14 protein-coding genes and 1 riboswitch are annotated in these 17147 nt (G+C 47.2%); all 14 genes read right to left on the reverse strand.

What is annotated here, in order from left to right; genetic code table 11:
- Nucleotides 1-73: 73 nt before the first annotated feature.
- The 14 genes from ileS to ACWJJ5_RS06665 all read right to left on the reverse strand — a co-directional run bounded on the left by ileS (nt 74) and on the right by ACWJJ5_RS06665 (nt 16879).
- The gene (gene ileS / locus ACWJJ5_RS06600; protein ID WP_173612738.1) at nt 74-2839 is read right to left on the reverse strand and encodes an isoleucine--tRNA ligase; all 2766 of its coding nucleotides are present in this window, start codon (nt 2837-2839) and stop codon (nt 74-76) included.
- Between the two features lie 341 nt (nt 2840-3180).
- Nucleotides 3181-3675 carry a septum site-determining protein DivIVA gene (gene divIVA, locus ACWJJ5_RS06605; RefSeq protein ID WP_003154406.1) on the reverse strand — a complete coding sequence of 165 codons (495 nt, stop codon included), beginning with the start codon at nt 3673-3675 and terminating at the stop codon, nt 3181-3183.
- Nucleotides 3676-3769: 94 nt separating this feature from the next.
- Nucleotides 3770-4540: a YlmH family RNA-binding protein gene (locus tag ACWJJ5_RS06610; protein WP_070081796.1), complete on the reverse strand. Its 771-nt coding sequence runs from the start codon at nt 4538-4540 to the stop codon at nt 3770-3772.
- A 61-nt stretch (nt 4541-4601) separates the two neighbouring features.
- Nucleotides 4602-4880 (reverse strand): YggT family protein, encoded by a 279-nt coding sequence (locus tag ACWJJ5_RS06615; protein ID WP_003154408.1) that lies wholly within the window; start codon nt 4878-4880, stop codon nt 4602-4604.
- A gap of 6 nt (nt 4881-4886) precedes the next feature.
- A complete protein-coding gene (gene sepF / locus ACWJJ5_RS06620) occupies nt 4887-5345 on the reverse strand; it encodes a cell division protein SepF (RefSeq protein ID WP_003154410.1) in 459 nt (152 codons plus the stop codon).
- Entirely contained in the window at nt 5342-6034 is a 693-nt protein-coding gene (locus ACWJJ5_RS06625; RefSeq protein WP_070081795.1) for a YggS family pyridoxal phosphate-dependent enzyme, read from the reverse strand. The genes sepF and ACWJJ5_RS06625 overlap by 4 nt, the downstream gene beginning before the upstream one ends.
- Before the next feature lie 4 nt (nt 6035-6038).
- On the reverse strand, nt 6039-6875 hold the full coding sequence (gene pgeF / locus ACWJJ5_RS06630) for a peptidoglycan editing factor PgeF (RefSeq protein WP_032868803.1): 837 nt from the start codon (nt 6873-6875) through the stop codon (nt 6039-6041).
- A 154-nt stretch (nt 6876-7029) separates the two neighbouring features.
- Nucleotides 7030-7281, reverse strand: coding sequence for a YlmC/YmxH family sporulation protein (locus tag ACWJJ5_RS06635; protein WP_003154415.1), 252 nt, complete (start codon nt 7279-7281; stop codon nt 7030-7032).
- Nucleotides 7282-7341: 60 nt separating this feature from the next.
- Nucleotides 7342-8622, reverse strand: a complete 1281-nt coding sequence (locus ACWJJ5_RS06640) for an acetylornithine deacetylase (RefSeq protein ID WP_070082708.1) — start codon at nt 8620-8622, stop codon at nt 7342-7344.
- A 77-nt stretch (nt 8623-8699) separates the two neighbouring features.
- Nucleotides 8700-8808, reverse strand: a riboswitch (TPP riboswitch).
- A gap of 4 nt (nt 8809-8812) precedes the next feature.
- On the reverse strand, nt 8813-9610 hold the full coding sequence (locus ACWJJ5_RS06645) for an ABC transporter ATP-binding protein (RefSeq protein WP_070081793.1): 798 nt from the start codon (nt 9608-9610) through the stop codon (nt 8813-8815).
- 128 nt (nt 9611-9738) lie between these two features.
- Nucleotides 9739-10521 (reverse strand): RNA polymerase sporulation sigma factor SigG, encoded by a 783-nt coding sequence (gene sigG, locus ACWJJ5_RS06650; RefSeq protein ID WP_003154420.1) that lies wholly within the window; start codon nt 10519-10521, stop codon nt 9739-9741.
- Between the two features lie 140 nt (nt 10522-10661).
- Nucleotides 10662-11381, reverse strand: coding sequence for an RNA polymerase sporulation sigma factor SigE (sigE, locus tag ACWJJ5_RS06655; protein ID WP_016936200.1), 720 nt, complete (start codon nt 11379-11381; stop codon nt 10662-10664).
- 57 nt (nt 11382-11438) lie between these two features.
- Nucleotides 11439-12368 carry a sigma-E processing peptidase SpoIIGA gene (gene spoIIGA / locus ACWJJ5_RS06660; RefSeq protein ID WP_003154422.1) on the reverse strand — a complete coding sequence of 310 codons (930 nt, stop codon included), beginning with the start codon at nt 12366-12368 and terminating at the stop codon, nt 11439-11441.
- A 215-nt stretch (nt 12369-12583) separates the two neighbouring features.
- Nucleotides 12584-16879 carry a S8 family peptidase gene (locus ACWJJ5_RS06665; protein ID WP_173612734.1) on the reverse strand — a complete coding sequence of 1432 codons (4296 nt, stop codon included), beginning with the start codon at nt 16877-16879 and terminating at the stop codon, nt 12584-12586.
- Nucleotides 16880-17147 lie beyond the last annotated feature (268 nt).

The raw sequence follows: 17147 nt of genomic DNA on the forward strand, positions 1-17147 counted from the left end.
CCTGCCGTTCTAATCGATGACATTGCTGGCATGTAAAAAAGCGCCCGGCTGACACCGGGCGCTTTCTCATTTATTATTTTTGATAATATTTTTCAACGATTTCCGCATTGCGCAGTGATAATGTCGGATATTTCGGATTGGCTCCGACATCTTTAGAAATTACGCGGGAACGCTCACACATCTGGCCTTCCGCTTTTTCTACGGTCATTTTTCCTGTTGTGAAGCTTTGCGCGTTTTCCGGCGCTTCACTTTCGTCTTTTACTGTCAGTTCTGAGACGATAAACAGCTGCGCGATGTTTTCTTTAATGGATGACAAGAGGTCGCGGTTTTCTTTGTTCGGATACAAAGTCAGGCTCGCTTCCAATGATCTTCCGATAATTTTTTCGTTACGGGCTGTTTCCAAAGCTTTCAGCACGTCGTTTCGAAGCTCCATGAAGCGGTCGAATTTTTCTTCTGTCGCTTGACTGTCCGGAACAGCAATGGTTTCCGGCATATCTGTCAGCTGCACGCTCGCTTCTTCAACAAATGATAAATGAGACCACATTTCATCCGCCGTGTGCGGGAGAATCGGCGCCGTCAGCTTCACTAATGCCAGCAGCGTTTCATAAAAGACGGTCTGCATGCTGCGGCGGTCCGGATGATCCGCATACTCGATGTACACAACATCTTTTGCAAAATCAAGATAGAATGAGCTGAGCTCGATCGTACAGAAATTGTGAATGCTGTGATAAACAACCGCAAATTCGTATTCATCGTACGCTTTTTTCACCTTGTCGATCAGCTTATTCAGCTTGATCAGCATATATTGATCCACTTCGCGGAGATCTTTTACATCCACGGCATTGACGCTTGGATCGAAATCGAACAGGTTGCCGTGAAGGAAGCGGAACGTGTTGCGGACTTTCCGGTATACTTCCGCGACCTGCTTCAGAATATCTTCAGAAACCGGGTGATCGGCCTGATAGTTTACGGAAGATACCCATAAACGCAGAATTTCAGCTCCAAGCTGTTTTGCGATTTTTGTCGGGTCAATCGTATTGCCGAGTGATTTACTCATTTTACGGCCGTTTGCATCAAGTGTAAATCCGTGGCTTAATACGCCTTTATACGGCGCTTTGCCGGTGACTGCAACAGCGGTGGAAAGAGATGAGTTAAACCAGCCGCGGTATTGGTCAGAGCCTTCAAGGTATAAATCAGCCGGACGGACAAGATCATCTCGTTCTTCAAGAACGGCCTGATGGGAAGAACCCGAATCAAACCATACATCCATAATGTCTTGCTCTTTCGTGAAGATTCCGTTCGGGCTTCCCGGATGTGTAAATCCTTCCGGCAGGAGGTCTTTTGCCTCTCTTTCAAACCAGACGTTTGAGCCGTGCTGTTTGAACAGCTCAGACACATGTTCAATCGTTTCGTCAGTGATGATCGGCTCACCGTTTTCTGCATAAAATACCGGGATCGGAACACCCCACACGCGCTGCCTTGAGATACACCAGTCACCGCGGTCGCGAACCATGTTGTAAAGGCGCTGTTCGCCCCACTCCGGCACCCACTTCGTTTGTTTGATGGCATCAAGCAGATCGGATCTGAAATCTTTAATTGACGCAAACCATTGCGCTGTCGCTCTGAAGATGGTCGGTTTTTTCGTTCTCCAGTCATGCGGATAGGAGTGTGTAATAAACTCGAGTTTCAAGAGCGCGCCGTTTTCTTCAAGCTTCTCCGTGATCGGTTTATTGGCTTTATCGTAAAACATTCCTTCAAAGCCCGGCGCTTCGTCGGTCATGTTTCCTTTTTCATCAACGGGGCACAGTACTTCTAAGCCGTACTTTTGGCCGACGATAAAGTCATCTTCCCCGTGGCCCGGGGCAGTATGAACACAGCCTGTTCCGGCATCGGTTGTGACGTGGTCACCGAGCATGACGAGTGAATCTCTGCCGTACAGCGGATGTTCTGCAGTGATGTATTCTAATTCTCTGCCTTTATATGATGCGACAACTTCAGGATTTTCAAAGCCGCATGCCTCCGCTACATTTTCGATCAGTTCAGCCGCCACTACATAACGCTTGTCTCCAACCTTGATGACATTGTATTCAAGATCAGGATGAACGGAAATTCCGAGGTTGGCAGGCATCGTCCATGGCGTCGTCGTCCAGATGATGAAGCTTTCTCCGTTTTCCAGAACGCCTTTACCGTCTTTCACCTTAAACGCAACATAAATAGACGCGGAACGTTTGTCCTGATATTCAATTTCCGCTTCTGCTAAGGCAGATTCACTTGAAGGCGACCAGTTGACCGGCTTCAGACCTTTATAAATATAGCCTCTTTTCGCCATCTCGCCGAAAACGCGGATCTGCTGCGCTTCAAATTCAGGCTGAAGCGTAACATACGGGTTTTCCCAATCGCCTCTGACGCCGAGACGCTTGAATTGTTCGCGCTGTCTTTCGATCTGCTGCCATGCATAATCTTCGCAAAGCTTGCGGAAATCAGCGACGGACATTTCTTTCCGGTTTACTTTTTTGTTTTTCGTCAGCGCCGTTTCAATCGGCAGTCCGTGCGTATCCCATCCCGGCACGTACGGTGCGTTGTAGCCGCTCATTGATTTATAGCGGACGATGAAGTCTTTCAGGATTTTGTTCAGGGCATGGCCCATGTGGATGTCTCCGTTTGCATAAGGAGGTCCGTCATGCAGCACGAATTTCGGGCGGTCTTTCGTCCGTTCTTGAACAAGACGGTAAATATCCTGCTCCTCCCAGTCTTTTTGCATGTCCGGCTCACGATTCGGCAGATTTCCCCGCATCGGAAAATCTGTTTTCGGCATTAACAGCGTATCTTTGTAATCCATTTTCATTCCTCCACAACATTTTTCAGAAAATAAAAAAAGCCCTCTCATCCCATAAGGGACGAGAAAGCTTATCTCGCGGTACCACCCTTTTAGAAAAAACGGATCATCCGCCTTTTCCTCTCGAACATCGTAACGTGATGGAACGTCCTTTCCTACTCTCGGTTCAGAAAGGAAACTAAAGGGCTGATCTGCATGATTCCGGCCATCCCGGGCTTACACCTTCCCCGGTTCGCTTTATAGCCTGTTTTGAGTCATGCCGGTCCCTTTCAATCGTCTTTTCATCTGAATTTATGAACGTATTATATTCGAACGGGCCGGAGAATGTCAAGAAAATCTGAAAATTATTCTTTTTCCTCAAATACCGCGTCGACTTCGTATTCCAACAGATGATCCCAATCATCGTTCTTCAGCAGGTCGAGCTGCGCTTCAATCAGCATTTGGAAACGTGTTCTGAAGACTTTAGACTGTTTTTTCAGCTCTTCAATTTCCATTGCGATTTTTCTTGATTTGGAAAGCGACTCATTGATGATGCGATCGGCATTTTTTTCTGCTTCACGGACGATCAGCTTCGCTTCTTTCTGCGAGTTGCGCTTTACGTCTTCTGCGGCTTCCTGGGCTACGAGAATTGATTTATTCAGCGTTTCTTCGATATTGGCAAAGTGGCCGATTTTTTCGTCCAGCTCGTTCACTTTCGCCTCAAGCTCCGTTTTTTTACGGAGTGCGATTTCGTAATCTTTTCTGACCTGCATTAAAAATTCATTTACTTCATCTTCATCATATCCGCGAAAACCTTTTGTAAACGTTTTGTTATGGATATCATTCGGCGTTAATGGCATATTGCCACCTCCATTTTTACATTTCAGTACGGTTATCTAGTTCACATTATAAAACAAATACGGCACAGATGGAGAAAAAAACTGAAAAAACGACTCATTTTTGCCGTTCAAATGTAACTTTCCATTTGTCTTTTTTCGTTTTTCCGTCAACTTTTGCCAAACTGCATCGTCCGAAGCCGCGAATCGAGAGCATGTCCCCTTCAGCAACCTGATAAGACGGATCTTCAATAGCTTTCCAATTCACCTTAACGAGCCCGTTTTTCACAAGCGCCTGCGCTTTCTGCCGGGATTGCCTGCTCATTGAGGCGCAGACGGCGTCGAGACGCAATGAAGAAACCGTGTCATCCCTTATTTCGACATCTGAAGCGGGAATGTGAAGAGCGGAAAGCTCGATTCTCTCAAGCTTTACCGGCGCTTTGCCCGCCTTGGTCAGCTGAGTGCTGACAAAATCGGCGATTTCACCGGAGACGATGAGCTGCACGGCTTCCTCTGAGAAAATCAGATCGCCGTATTTCTGCCGCTTTAAGCCGATCCCCATTAATGATCCGAGAAGAGAGCGGTGGTCAATGCTGACGAATTTTTCAGCGTATTGGACGTCAAAAGCACGGAGCTCAAAATCATCCTGTTCAGGTTCCATATATTCAGGGTATAAAATCGCGCGTTTGCGCTCAGCTCTGTCATATCCTCCGAAAAACGCAAGACCGCAGGCGTCGCCGATAACGGCTTTTACAATCACCTGTTCCCTGGGATCTAAGAAATCAGTCAGCTTCATCCGATACTGGTCCAGGACAATCTGTTTCCATTCAAGCACCTGATCAATAAAAGGCCGCTCGTCTTGTCTGAAGTGCTGGTAAATATCGCTCATGTTCTTTCCTTTCTATGTAAAGAGGCTTGGCTGGTGCCAAGCCCGTATCAAACTGTCGCATTCAAGTATACATTGCGATCATGCGGTATAGGCCCCAAAGCCCCGTCGTGGCAAACCGAAGCACGATAATCGCTACAATCGGGGATATATCCAGCATGGCAATGGGCGGAATGATCCTTCTGAACGGCTCTAAATACGGTTCGCAAATCGCTGCGAGAAATCGTCCGACCGCCGTTTCTCTCGTACTCGGCACCCATGACATAAAGATATAGATGATCAGGGCAAACGAGTAGATGTAAATTAAATAACTCAGAACGGAAAAAATTTGATAAAGAATCATCCTGCTTTACCACCTCTGATGTTCGTCTTCATTTATAAGCTCCGAAATCGTGCCGGAAACGTCGACATTATCAGGCGTGCACAGAAAAATATCTGAACCGATTCTCTGAATGTCGCCGCCGATGGCGTAGACGGTACCGCTTAAAAAGTCGACGATTCTTTTCGCCTGATCATGCTGGATGCGCTGCAGATTGACGACAACCGCCCGCCTGTTCTTTAAATGATCGGCAATTTCCTGCGCTTCCGCATATACACGCGGTTCACTCAACACCACTTTAGAGGATTTCTGAACACTTTGCAAGCTTACTACGTTCTGCTTGCCCTGCGGCTTCTGAGCGTAAGCAGGCTGTTTATCTTTCTGCTGTTCATGCTCTTCCTGATGATCCTGCTCCGTTTCAATGTATTCGTACTCATACTCCTCCTCATCCATTGAGAAAAAGTTTTTCAGTTTATTTTTCATGCTCATTTGTTTACACCCCCCGGTTCATTTCCGACTAATGAAGAGCCGATTCTGATAAAAGTTGCGCCCTCTTCAACAGCGATTTCATAATCATTTGACATGCCCATTGACAGTTCCCGGCACGGTGCGTTTGTCTGATTCAGTTTTTGCACCTGATCCCTCAGATCACGCAATTGCCGGAAGCAGGCTCTGATCGTTTCTGTATCGTCTGTCAGGGGAGCCATCGTCATCAGGCCCTCTACAGAAATGTTTCTAAACTCAGCAAGCTCTCTGATAAAGGGGATGACCTCCTCTGTTTTCAAACCGTGCTTAGACGGTTCAAGCGAAGTATTCACCTGCACAAAACAGCGAACCGCATGCTGCGCCCGTTTTTCAATCTCTTTTGCCAATGACAGTCTGTCTAAGGAATGAATATAAGATACACGGTCAACGACGGCCTTCACCTTTCTGGACTGAAGACTGCCGATAAAGTGCCACTCCGGGCTTCCTTTGACGACTTCCTGCTTATGGATAAGCTCGGCATCCCGGTTTTCTCCCAGACTTGTAATACCGGCATCAACGGCCTCTTGAGCCCTTTCAGCTGATACGTATTTTGTAACCGCGATGACGGTTACATCTTCGGGGCTTCGGCCCGATCTGTTACATGCTTCGTTTATTCTTTCGTTTATATGTCGTAATTGATCAGCAACACGCAAGATCTTATGCCTCCTTCATTCCGATAAAGGACATCATGCGTCCCGTTTTCCCTTTGTCGCGGCGGTGTGAAAAGAATAGTTCATGCTCTCGTTCGGTGCATAGACCGCTGACTGAAATGTTTTCTTCCGGAATGCCGCAATGTATCAGAAGAAGACGGTTGACCTCTTTTAAATCAAGCTGATACTGGCCTTTTTCCGTTTCGCATATGGCGGATTCAGCCGTAAAGGGCAGCGCCCGCACTTCATTGATGACGCGGTCGTCGACTGTATAGCTTCCCGCGCTGATGGACGGACCGATGACAGCCTGAATATCTGTTAAACGGGAGCCTTCTTCGTTTACCCAGCGTTCCGTCATGATGCGTCCGATTTGTTTGACCGTCCCCTTCCATCCGGCATGGGCAGCGCCGATAATGGATTTCACCGGGTCATAAAAATACAAGGGCACACAGTCCGCAAAACAAAGGGCCAAAAAAAGATTCGCATCTTTCGTGTAGAGCCCGTCCGTCCCGCGGAATGCGGAAGAATAGTCTCTCGCTCCTTTTCCTTTATCCCCGGCTGTCACGCGCCGGACGCGGTTTTCATGTGTCTGGTCGGCAAACACCCAGGAATCCAGATCAGTACCGCATAAGGACGCTATGACTTCACGGTTTGTCACAACATCATGAGCTTCGTCCCGGACGTGCAATCCGGTATTTAATGACTCATACGGAGGATTGCTGACACCGCCGTTTTTCGTTGTGAATCCGGCGATGACCTTTGTGTTAAGCTGATTCACACAGTTCCAGTCTTCTATCATGAGTGCCGAGGGGGTGGTAAGACTAAACGGGTGATATGTATTCATGGAGATCCAACCTTTCGACAAACATTAAAAAAGCGTAATTTCCCACTCATTTTAACACAATTTTAAGCATACGTTTAGCGGCTGATTGAAAAATGAGATAAATAAATGTGCCGGAAACATTGAGATTTCCGGCTTTTTACAAGTAAAGGGAGGATTACGCTCCCCCCTTTGGTTCATTTACACGCACTAAGATGACATCTTCCCCAATTTTAACTATATTTCGCCAAGGAATGATCATTTCCTCTTCTTTTCCGAAAAAACCGAGAACTTTTCCGCTGCCGCCTAAAATAATCGCCTGAATTTTTCCCGTTGTCACGTTAATATCAATATCCCCGATGCTTCCGAGTTTTTTTCCGTTCGACACGTTTACCACATCTTTTATTTGAAATTCAGATATGCTGATCATCCGTATCACGCCCTTTGCCCGTTCTTTTTCCTATTATATGAACGGCCGGGCTGAACCTTGTCACATCGGGCAATCTTTTTTGCGGCTGCACCAGTCGAGAATAAATCTCAGCATGATTTTCGTATAGTCCATAAGCTCATCAACGGACACTTCCTCGTTTACGGAGTGGGCGTTTTTTAAATCGCCGGGGCCGTATATGACGCTCGGAATCCCGGCCTGATAAAGCCATCCTCCGTCTGTTACGGTTTGGGAAACATCAATGACGGGCTCCTGTTTTTTGACGGCAGAGTGTGATGCAGCCAAGACAGAAACTGCCGGATGATCCGGATCGATTTCCAGCGCCGGGAACACCTCTCCTCTGTCTTCAATCATCGAAGATCCGCCCCATTTGAACACCGGCCTGTTTTCTTTGAGCCACAGATCACTGTCAGCGACACGATTAATATAGTCTTCGATTTCTGCGGCTGCTTGTTCGTGCGTTTCGTTCGGATAAAAGTGGACGGTGATCCATAACCGGCATTCATCGGCGACAAACGCTGCGTGTCTTCCGCCTTCAATGACGGCGGGGTTGATCGTATTGGTGCCGGGCGCAATGCCGGGATAGCTTTTCGTTACCGCCCAGTGACGCTCCAGCTCTCCCAAGGCAGTGATGATTTTCGCCATTTTTTCGATGGCGCTCGCTCCGAATGTGCCTCCGCCCGCATGAATCATATTGCGCCTCATGCCGTCATGAAATGTTTGTTTGCTTTTCAATTCTATCCAGCCGGTGATGACACCGCCCTGCCCTTGAATATGCAGGCTGCTCGTATCCGCGACAACCGCAAAATCCGCGTGATAGCCGCGTTTGCAGCATTCCAGCGTCCCCGCCTCGCCGACTTCTTCTCCGATTACAGACTGTACAATGAGGTCGCCCGGAAGCTTAATGCCGGCATCATGGATCAGCTTCAGAGAGAAAAGAACACACGCCAAACCCCCTTTCATATCAGCGGCGCCCCTTCCGATCAGCATGCCGTCTTTTACGAGCGGCTGAAACGGGTTAGAGTTCCAGTCTTCGCCCCCGGCTTCTGCCACATCAATGTGTCCGTTTAAAATCAGGCTTTGATGCCTGCTTGAATCTGTCCCTTTTAAAACACCGACTACATTCGGATCTTCCGGATACACATCCCACATATCGACCGAGCAGCCCGTTTCTTTTAAAAAGCCGGCCACCCACTTTTGGGCTTCTGTTGTATTTCTTGCAGGCGGGGCCGGAGTGGGAAAGGCGATCAACCTTTCAGCAATATGTATGAAGTCGTGCCTCCGTTTCTCCGCCTGGTGTAACAGCATATCAATCTGATGCATTGGAAATCTCCCCTTTTGCTGTATCAAAAAACCCGTTTCATTCATGAAATGAAACGGGTAAAAAACGGATCTTCCTCCGCTTTTTTTCACCGCTTCCCTCCGCCGGCATGATCCGGATCAGGTCCGTTAAGGGTTGAGACCAACGTCTCTCTCAGCTGCATGTCAGCAGCACCCCCAGGGTGAATTGATGTTATTTGACGGATGATGCCTCTTTTGCACGTGTTAAAAACGGGCGGCCATTGTTCCATAAGACATTGACAGGCATATCGAAAAACGCTGTAAGCCGCTCGTCAGAAAGCATGTCCCTGATTTTCCCGGAGGCGAACACCTCGCCTTGTTTTAAAAGCAGCGCCTGATCAAATACCGGCAGAATTTCTTCAGCGTGATGGGTGACATAAAGGATGGACGGCGCATTTTCTTTTTCGGCGATCGACGTAATCGTGTCCAGCAGCTGCTCCCTTGCCATAAAATCAAGACCCGTCACGGGCTCATCCAAAATCAGCAGTTTGGGATCAGCCATAAGCGCCCGCGCAATCAGCGCTCTTTGCCTTTCCCCCTGAGATAACGTTTCATACCGTCTGTCCGCGAAACTAATGGCGCCTAAATCCTTCAGAAGACCGATCGCTTTTTCCCTTACCTGCTCACTCGGAGTTTCGTACAGCCCGATTGAGGCGTACGCGCCGCTGAGGGCGATTTCAAAAGCAGAATCCGCGGCATATAATTTGTGCTGAAGACCTGCCGAAACAAGGCCGATTTTCCTTCTGAGCCTGTCACCGAGCTCTGTTTTGCCGAATTGATGGCCGAGCACCTGCATCTCTCCTGAAGTGGGAAAGTAATAAGAGCATAACATATTCAGCAAGGCTGTTTTTCCGGCTCCGTTTAATCCGTACAGCACCCAATTTTCGTTTTTCTCGACGCGCCAGTTAATATCTTTCAAAATCCATTTCCCGTTTCTTTTTAATGACACACTGTCCAGCTGTAAAATCATTGCAGTTTCCCCCGTTTACTTTATTTAAATTTTCTAAAAACTTTTACACATTAGAATACATCACTTTTTTGCAAACGTAAACCATCGCATGAAAAAAGCCTTTAAACAAGGTTTAAAGGCTTTTTCCGTTATTGATGGATATTCTTATTCATTTGTTTAATGGCTGCCTTTTCAAGCCTTGAGACCTGAGCTTGGGATATCCCGATTTCTTCAGCGACCTCCATTTGGGTTTTCCCTTGGAAAAAGCGCTTTCGCAAAATCATTTTTTCCCGTTCGTTCAGTCTTCTCATGCCTTCTTTCAGAGCCAGCTCCTCAATCCATTGTGTATCCTTGTTGCGCTCATCGCTGATCTGGTCCATCACGTAGATCGGATCGCCGCCGTCATTATAAATCGGCTCAAACAGTGAAACCGGATCCTGAATGGCGTCAAGGGCAAACACAATTTCTTCATGGGGCACTTCAAGAACTTTGGCGATTTCCTCTGCTGTCGGCTCCCTGCTTGTCTCACTGATTAACCGCTCTCTTACTTGAAGCGCTTTATATGCGATATCGCGAAGCGACCTCGAGACGCGGATCGGATTGTTATCCCGCAAATATCTGCGGATTTCTCCGATGATCATCGGTACAGCGTATGTTGAAAACTTAACATTATGGCTTAGGTCAAAATTATCAATGGATTTCATTAGTCCGATGCAGCCGACCTGAAATAAGTCATCAACATACTCTCCTCTGTTGTTAAACCTCTGAATGACGCTTAAGACAAGGCGCAGATTACCGTTTACAAGCTTTTCCCTCGCTGAATCATCGCCCTCATCCTGCAATTGCCTAAACAGCTTTCTCATCTCTTCATTCTTGAGCACCGGTAATTTGGAGGTATCCACCCCACAAATTTCGACTTTATTTCTTGACACGTTTTTCCCTCCCACTAGGAGCTGCTGTACAACGTTAAGTATCTCCTCGGGTGGGAAAAATATGCACCGCCATTTTACAGAAATAAACATCCGGCGCCGGCAATCCTTGCAGCAGTAAGGGCTGTCAGATGGAAAAAAATTTACACCATTTTGTTAAACTCTTTTCTCAGTCTTTTAATAATCCGCTTTTCGAGGCGGGAGATATAAGATTGTGAAATCCCCATCATGTCGGCTACATCTTTTTGTGTTTTTTCTTCTTCACCGACAAGCCCGAATCGCAGTTCCATGATCTGCTTTTCTCTATCATTTAATTGCTCAAGCGCTTTTTTCAAAAGTTTTTTATCCACATTGGCTTCAATGTCTTTTGTAATAATATCATCATCTGTGCCGAGCACATCCGAAAGCAGCAGTTCGTTTCCGTCCCAATCAATGTTCAGCGGTTCATCAAAGGACACCTCTGAACGGATTTTATTGTTTCGGCGCAAGTACATTAAAATTTCGTTTTCAATACATCGCGATGCGTAGGTGGCGAGTTTGATTTTCTTTTCCGGATTAAACGTGTTTACCGCTTTGATCAAACCGATGGTGCCGATGCTGATTAAGTCCTCGATATTGATGCCGGTGTTTTCGAATTTGCGGGCAATGTAAACGACAAGACGTAAGTTTCTCTCAATCAGGATGGCCCGCGCCGCCTGATCCCCGCTCGGCAGCTTTAATAAGAGCACCTGCTCCTCTTCTTTAGACAAAGGCGGCGGCAGCGCCTCGCTTCCTCCTATGTAATACACTTCATCGCTTTTCAGTCCGAGTTTCATCAGCCATTTATACCACAAATATGTCAGACGCAGCTTAAGTTTTTTCATCTTCCTCCCCCTTCTAAATACAACGCGTTTTGAGTATGATGAATAACAGACTTTTCGTCAGGAAACATGTTTTACAGCCTTCCCTGTCAGCATCTTCGGATGAACGATTCCGTCAAATTCACCGTCAGCGGATAATGGCTTCGTGCTGATGCCGATCAGGCATTTTTCACATGCGATCATCTCGTCTTTTGTTAAAATCGTGACGTAATCCGGCTTTAAACAGAGTAAAAATTGATTGTCCTGGCCGACGCCCCTGTATGGAATCAGCCTCAGCTTATCCGCATGACGGAACGAATCATCAAGCTGCTCTATCACTTCAAGCGGACTGGCGGATTTGATGAGGTCCGTTTCCTTTTCGCTGAGAATCGGAGCGAATTTGTCAATGTGAAGGATCATGACCGGCGTTTTCGTCAGCGGATCATACAGCTGATTCCCGGAATCCACCAATCCTTTCGCGCGGATTGTCTGTCCGCTGAATTCCGCCTGCACCATGACAAGTTCATCGTACTGAATGGACTTCGTCTCGATGTCTTCAATTCTCTTTTTCGAAAAAAACCATATGGCCGGAAATCCGATAACTACAAACATCCAGCTGATCGGGTCGCCGAATCCGGTCTGGCTTGTGACCATTACGCCTTGCTGCACAATTGATTCTGTTTGCAGCAGGGAATGTACGCCGATCATTCCCCCGCCGACGAGAAAAGTCGCGAAATAAAAGGCGAACAAATTTTGAAAAAAGTATCGGAACCGTTTAAAGCCAAAAGCCGTAAGCACGATGACTACCGAAAACGCCATTTTTCCCGCCGGATGCTCCACAAAGGGAGAAACAGGCGTAAACATCAGAAGCACAATGGCTGACCCGATGAAACCGCCGGCGGCCACTCTTCTTTTTTTCACCTGGCGTTTTAAAATAAAGGCGGTCAATAAAAGCAAAAGAGAATCAAAACAAAAGTTCAACAGCCAAATGACATCCAAATAGATTTTCACATCTGACCCCTTTCCTCTTTTGTCTTACATATCTGTTTCTCTCTCTTGTTTCATAAGTATAAAGCAAGCTCTGTGGGAAAGTCTGTCAATTAATGTTGAGGGTAAAGTACAATTTTTAAGGGATAACCGTTTTATTTGTCGAGGGCCGAAAAGGTTGATTTTCTATTGTCCCCTTCAACTAAAAAAACGCTGCCGTGATCTGGCAGCGCTCTGTTTTACTCATTGATATAAAGTTTTCCTTTAGCCGTCTGTCTCGTTTCATTTCCGTAGTCATCTCTTGCGATAACGTCAATTTTTGCTCCGCTTGCTTTGATGGAAGAAGCCGCCGTCCAGTAACCCTCATATCGTCCCGGAGAAATTTCTCTCAGCGGAAGCTCTGTTGCGTTTTGGCTCCCTGCCCGGGCGTTTGTCAGAGGCAGACGGATCACGAAGGAAGCGTCTAATTTCTTTCCGCTTGAAAAAGCGATTTTCACTGATTCTCCGGCTTTTAATTCCTTATCCGCTCCGGGAACCAATCCGGAAATGACGGGAGCATTGTAATTGACATCGATTACCGTCTTTTTCGTTGTTTTGTTACCCGCTTCATCTGAGGCCGTGACCTTGATCTCATTGCTGCCGTTTTCCAGAAGGGTTCTCGCTTGATAAGAACCGTTATTTACTTCAGCTTTTTTTCCGTTCACCTTTACCCGTTTTAAATGGTCGTCGTGCACTTTTCCTTTTACAGTCACTGCTTCTTTATTTGTTTTATCACCGTTTGCCGGACTGTCAATCGTCACATCAGGCTTATCCTCATCCAGTATAACCGTGACAGGGCGTGACTCGTCGGTTGACCCGCTGTCTGTCACAGATGCCGCCGTCAGCCTATTGGCATCTTTAGTGAGTGTGACACCGGCCTGGAAATTGCCGTCTGCATCTGCTTTCGTTTCTGCGGCGGTTTTACCGTTATTGGTAAGACGGACAGCGGTTTTTGGTGAAGCCGTTCCTTTCACCGTGATTGACTTCTTGTTTGTAAATGACCGGTCTTCAGGCGACGTTATCTCAGGCACAGAAGCTTCGTAGTCGACCAAAGCCCTGATCATAAAGTTTCCGTCTGATTTATCGGCTTTTGACCAGCGGCCGTCGAGGTATTGCCAGTTTCTGTTCGAGTACGGACTGCCGTCATCAGATGACAGGGCAGGTGTATAAGGATCGGGTTTCGTCTGACGGAACACAAGATAAAAATCCTTTCCGACCGCGATTCCTTTTGAGCTGAGATCCACTTTGGTCCACTCGCCGTTTCGAAGCGCTTCAGCTTGGAACGGGCCGGCAATTTTGCTGCCAGGAGCTCCAGCAGGGCCGGATGCATCATATACTTCTGCTTGAAATTCGGTACCGCCCGGATCAGGCCAGTCGGCGCCCCAAAATTTAAAAAGGCCTCCCGTCAGCATACCGTGTTCTTTTCCATCTTTGAGGGTCATCTTAACGGCAGATTTGCTGCCGGCTTTAAAATATGACAGCGCGGCTTCTTCCGTCCCGTTATCATAGGCGATTTCCCCTTCATAACCGACATACGGCTTAAGCTTGACGTTTTTTTCAGCATCTCCTTTGATGTCGACAGAGAATTCGCTATTGTAAAAGCCTTTTGCCGCTACTTTGATTGTGTAGGAGCCTTCGTACGCCTTAAGCGAATATTCCCCTTTATCGTTTGTCACCGCCGGTTCAATTGCGGCATCCTCGGCCACATAAAGCGCAGCCCCTTTTACCGGTTCGCCTGTGGACTGATTGGTGATGGTTCCTTTTAGCGTGCCGAACGGCATTTGCTCCAGTGTAAAGTCTGCCTGCGCGGTTTTGTCTGCTTGAACAGAAACTTGTTTCGAAGCGGACTTAAATCCGTATGCCTCGGCTTTCAGCGTATAGTTTCCCGCTTTATGTGACAGGCTGTAGCTTCCGCTTGCAGGGTCGGAATATACAGATTTCCCCGTCTCGGCGACACTGATTTGCGCTCTGAGCGGCAGGAGGTTTGTTTCACGTTTCACTCTTTTTCCGGGCGATTTCACTGCCGGTTTGGCCTGTTTCGGACTGATGGCTTTTTTCTTCAGGTGGCCGGGAGGTGTTTGTCTATTGTGTTTACTTTTTTTAGCCGCATTGCCGAGAGGGCTGCTTGAAAGCCGGACATCATCGATATACCATCCGTCTTCATTGAGTACTTCGTCAGACTGCATATTAAACATGAGCTTTATGTTTTGGCCTTTATACGCAGATAAATCTGCCTCTTCATCATTCCATCCTGCGGAATCACCATTGTAAACGGCCGCCTGCTCCCAATTTGATTTCCCTTCCGGCAGAACGAACACATACCCGTAATCAAAAAATTCTTCGAGCTTGTGCCAGCTTTTAAATTGTAAAAACAGCCGCCCTGTTTCCGGAACTTGTATCGGAGGCATCACCAGATTCATGTTGGCCGAATCGGCATAAGGGCCGGACAGATTCGTCGCATACACTTTTTCTCCGGAAAATGCGGCGCCTGGCCCTGAACCCGGGATACCCCATTCCCATTGGTCATGTGTCCCGTAACTTGACCAGCCCGCCGGCTGTGATTCAAAATCCTCTTTGTATCCCGCCGTAATGCTCGGTTTCACGTCAGCCCGGTACGTATCAGATTCTACAGAATGACCTCCGAAATCTTTTATGGTCCATTTATAACTTATCTTGCTTCCCGTTATGTCCGGAATCTCCGCCTGGTATGTTCCCTTTTTTTCATCACCGCTTTTTTGAACGGCGGCTGTCGTTTTCCACTCTCCTTCATCAAACTGATAGGAGAGGATCACCTCAGTTACGCTTACATCATCTTCTGCTGTAACCGTTAACGGAAGGCTTGTCCCTTTGTAAGCCTCTGAGACCGGTTCATGACGAAAGCTGGGCGGATTGTGATCTTCGCCCGCAGAAGATACCTTGCCTTCTACGCTTCCGATTCCGTCCGTTACGGCAGAAACGGCATCAAAAGCGTTAACGAGACCGTGGCCGTAACCGTTATTCGGTGATTCCGGAAAAACGGAATCTGTCAGCTTTTCGGCGGTGCGCGTCAAAACGTCTTCCATTTCATCGACCGTAATAGAGGCGTTCGCCTGCCTTAACAAAGCCGCCGTCGCCGCCACATGCGGCCCGGCCATTGAAGTTCCGTCCCAGCCGCCTTCGTATGTTCCTCCAGGAATAGAAGAACGGATATTCACTCCCGGAGCCGAAATGTCCGGTTTTGTTTCATGATACGGTGAGGGGCCTTGAAGTGAGAAATCAGCGAGTTTCTTGTCGATGTCAGTCGCACCTGTCGCAAATGCTTCAGGATAATTGGCCGGATTTGCGATTGAACCCGGTCCTCCCGGTGTAAATAAGTCTTCATTTCCAGCAGAGAATTCAGGAAAAATCCCTGCCGCTCTCCACGCATTCACCATATCGCGATACCACTCGTCCATTCCCGAACCGCCTGCCCAGGAATTATTGACAACATCCGGCGCCATCTCGGGATGCGGCGTGCCGTTTTTATCTTTAGGCGCGAGCACCCATTCACCGGCATCCAAAATATCGGCATCGGTTCCTCCGTCATCTGAAAATGCTTTTACTGCGATCCATTTCGCCCCCGGAGCCACACCGATTTGATTTGAGCCGTCAGGTTCTGAACCCGTCATGGTCCCTGTTACATGAGTGCCGTGTTCAAGGTCATCATAGGGAGCGTCTTTATGGGATACGGCATCATACCAGTTCATTTCATGATTCGGTGCTGCGGGATTTTCAGGATCGTAACCCCGGTATTTTTCCTTAAGCGCGGGATGATCCCACTGAACTCCCGTATCAATGGAGGCGACAACCGTGCCGGTTCCGTCGTATCCTGAGGCCCAGGCCTGCGGCGCATCAATTTGGCTGATATTCCATTCGATGCCTTCCTTTGCTTTAATCTCTTTTTGTTTTTTCTTCATTTGAAAAGGAGCTTTTGATTGCCGTTGAGTAAGCTGACGTTTTTCATTCGGAAGAACTTTTTCTACTTCAGGAAATGAGGCGGCTTTTTCCATTACCTCTTTCGAAGCAGTGACTGCCATTCCGTTGACAATATAATAGGAATGGATGTGATCAGCCTTTCCTTTCTTTTTTTGTTTTTCCAAATATGTTTTCAGATTCTGCTGCGCATCATGAGCCGCCAGTTTTAAAGAAGAAACGACGGCTGACCGCTTTTGATATTCGGTTTTTGCTGCGGAAAGCGATTGAGACTCGGCATTTTTTTCTGCTTCTTTGACCGCTTTTTTCGTATTGGCTTTCTCTTTAAATTTGATAAGAAACGTGACTTTATCATTTTTTTCAAAACGCTTCTTGACTGAATCGGAAATCTTATGCTGAATGCTCTTAGAGGAAGAAAGATCTTTGGTGAAAGAAACTGCCCCCGGTGTGCTGTTCGCTCCGGCTGCACCCGGAAACAACAGTGAACTGACGACAATCGCGCTTAAAACGGAGCCTGTCCATCTGTTTCTTGTTTTTTTCTTCAATCGTATCCCCCCTTATTTGGTAACGCCCTATAAAATGTGTATCCCTCCTTCATAATTGGAATCGTTTGTCATTTCGATGCTGTACGTTAAATGTAGACAATCTTCCATTCAGATATTGTCACATTCTGTAGAAAGCCGTATGAAACTAAAAAACAATCAATTCGTCATAGGTATAAAGTTTCTTTTTTCACTGTATAGATCATGAGGGATAGGAAGGAAGACTGTGCACAAAAAAGAAAAAGGACAAAACCATGTGGTCTTGTCCTTT

This window comes from Bacillus sp. JK74 (assembly GCF_053663395.1).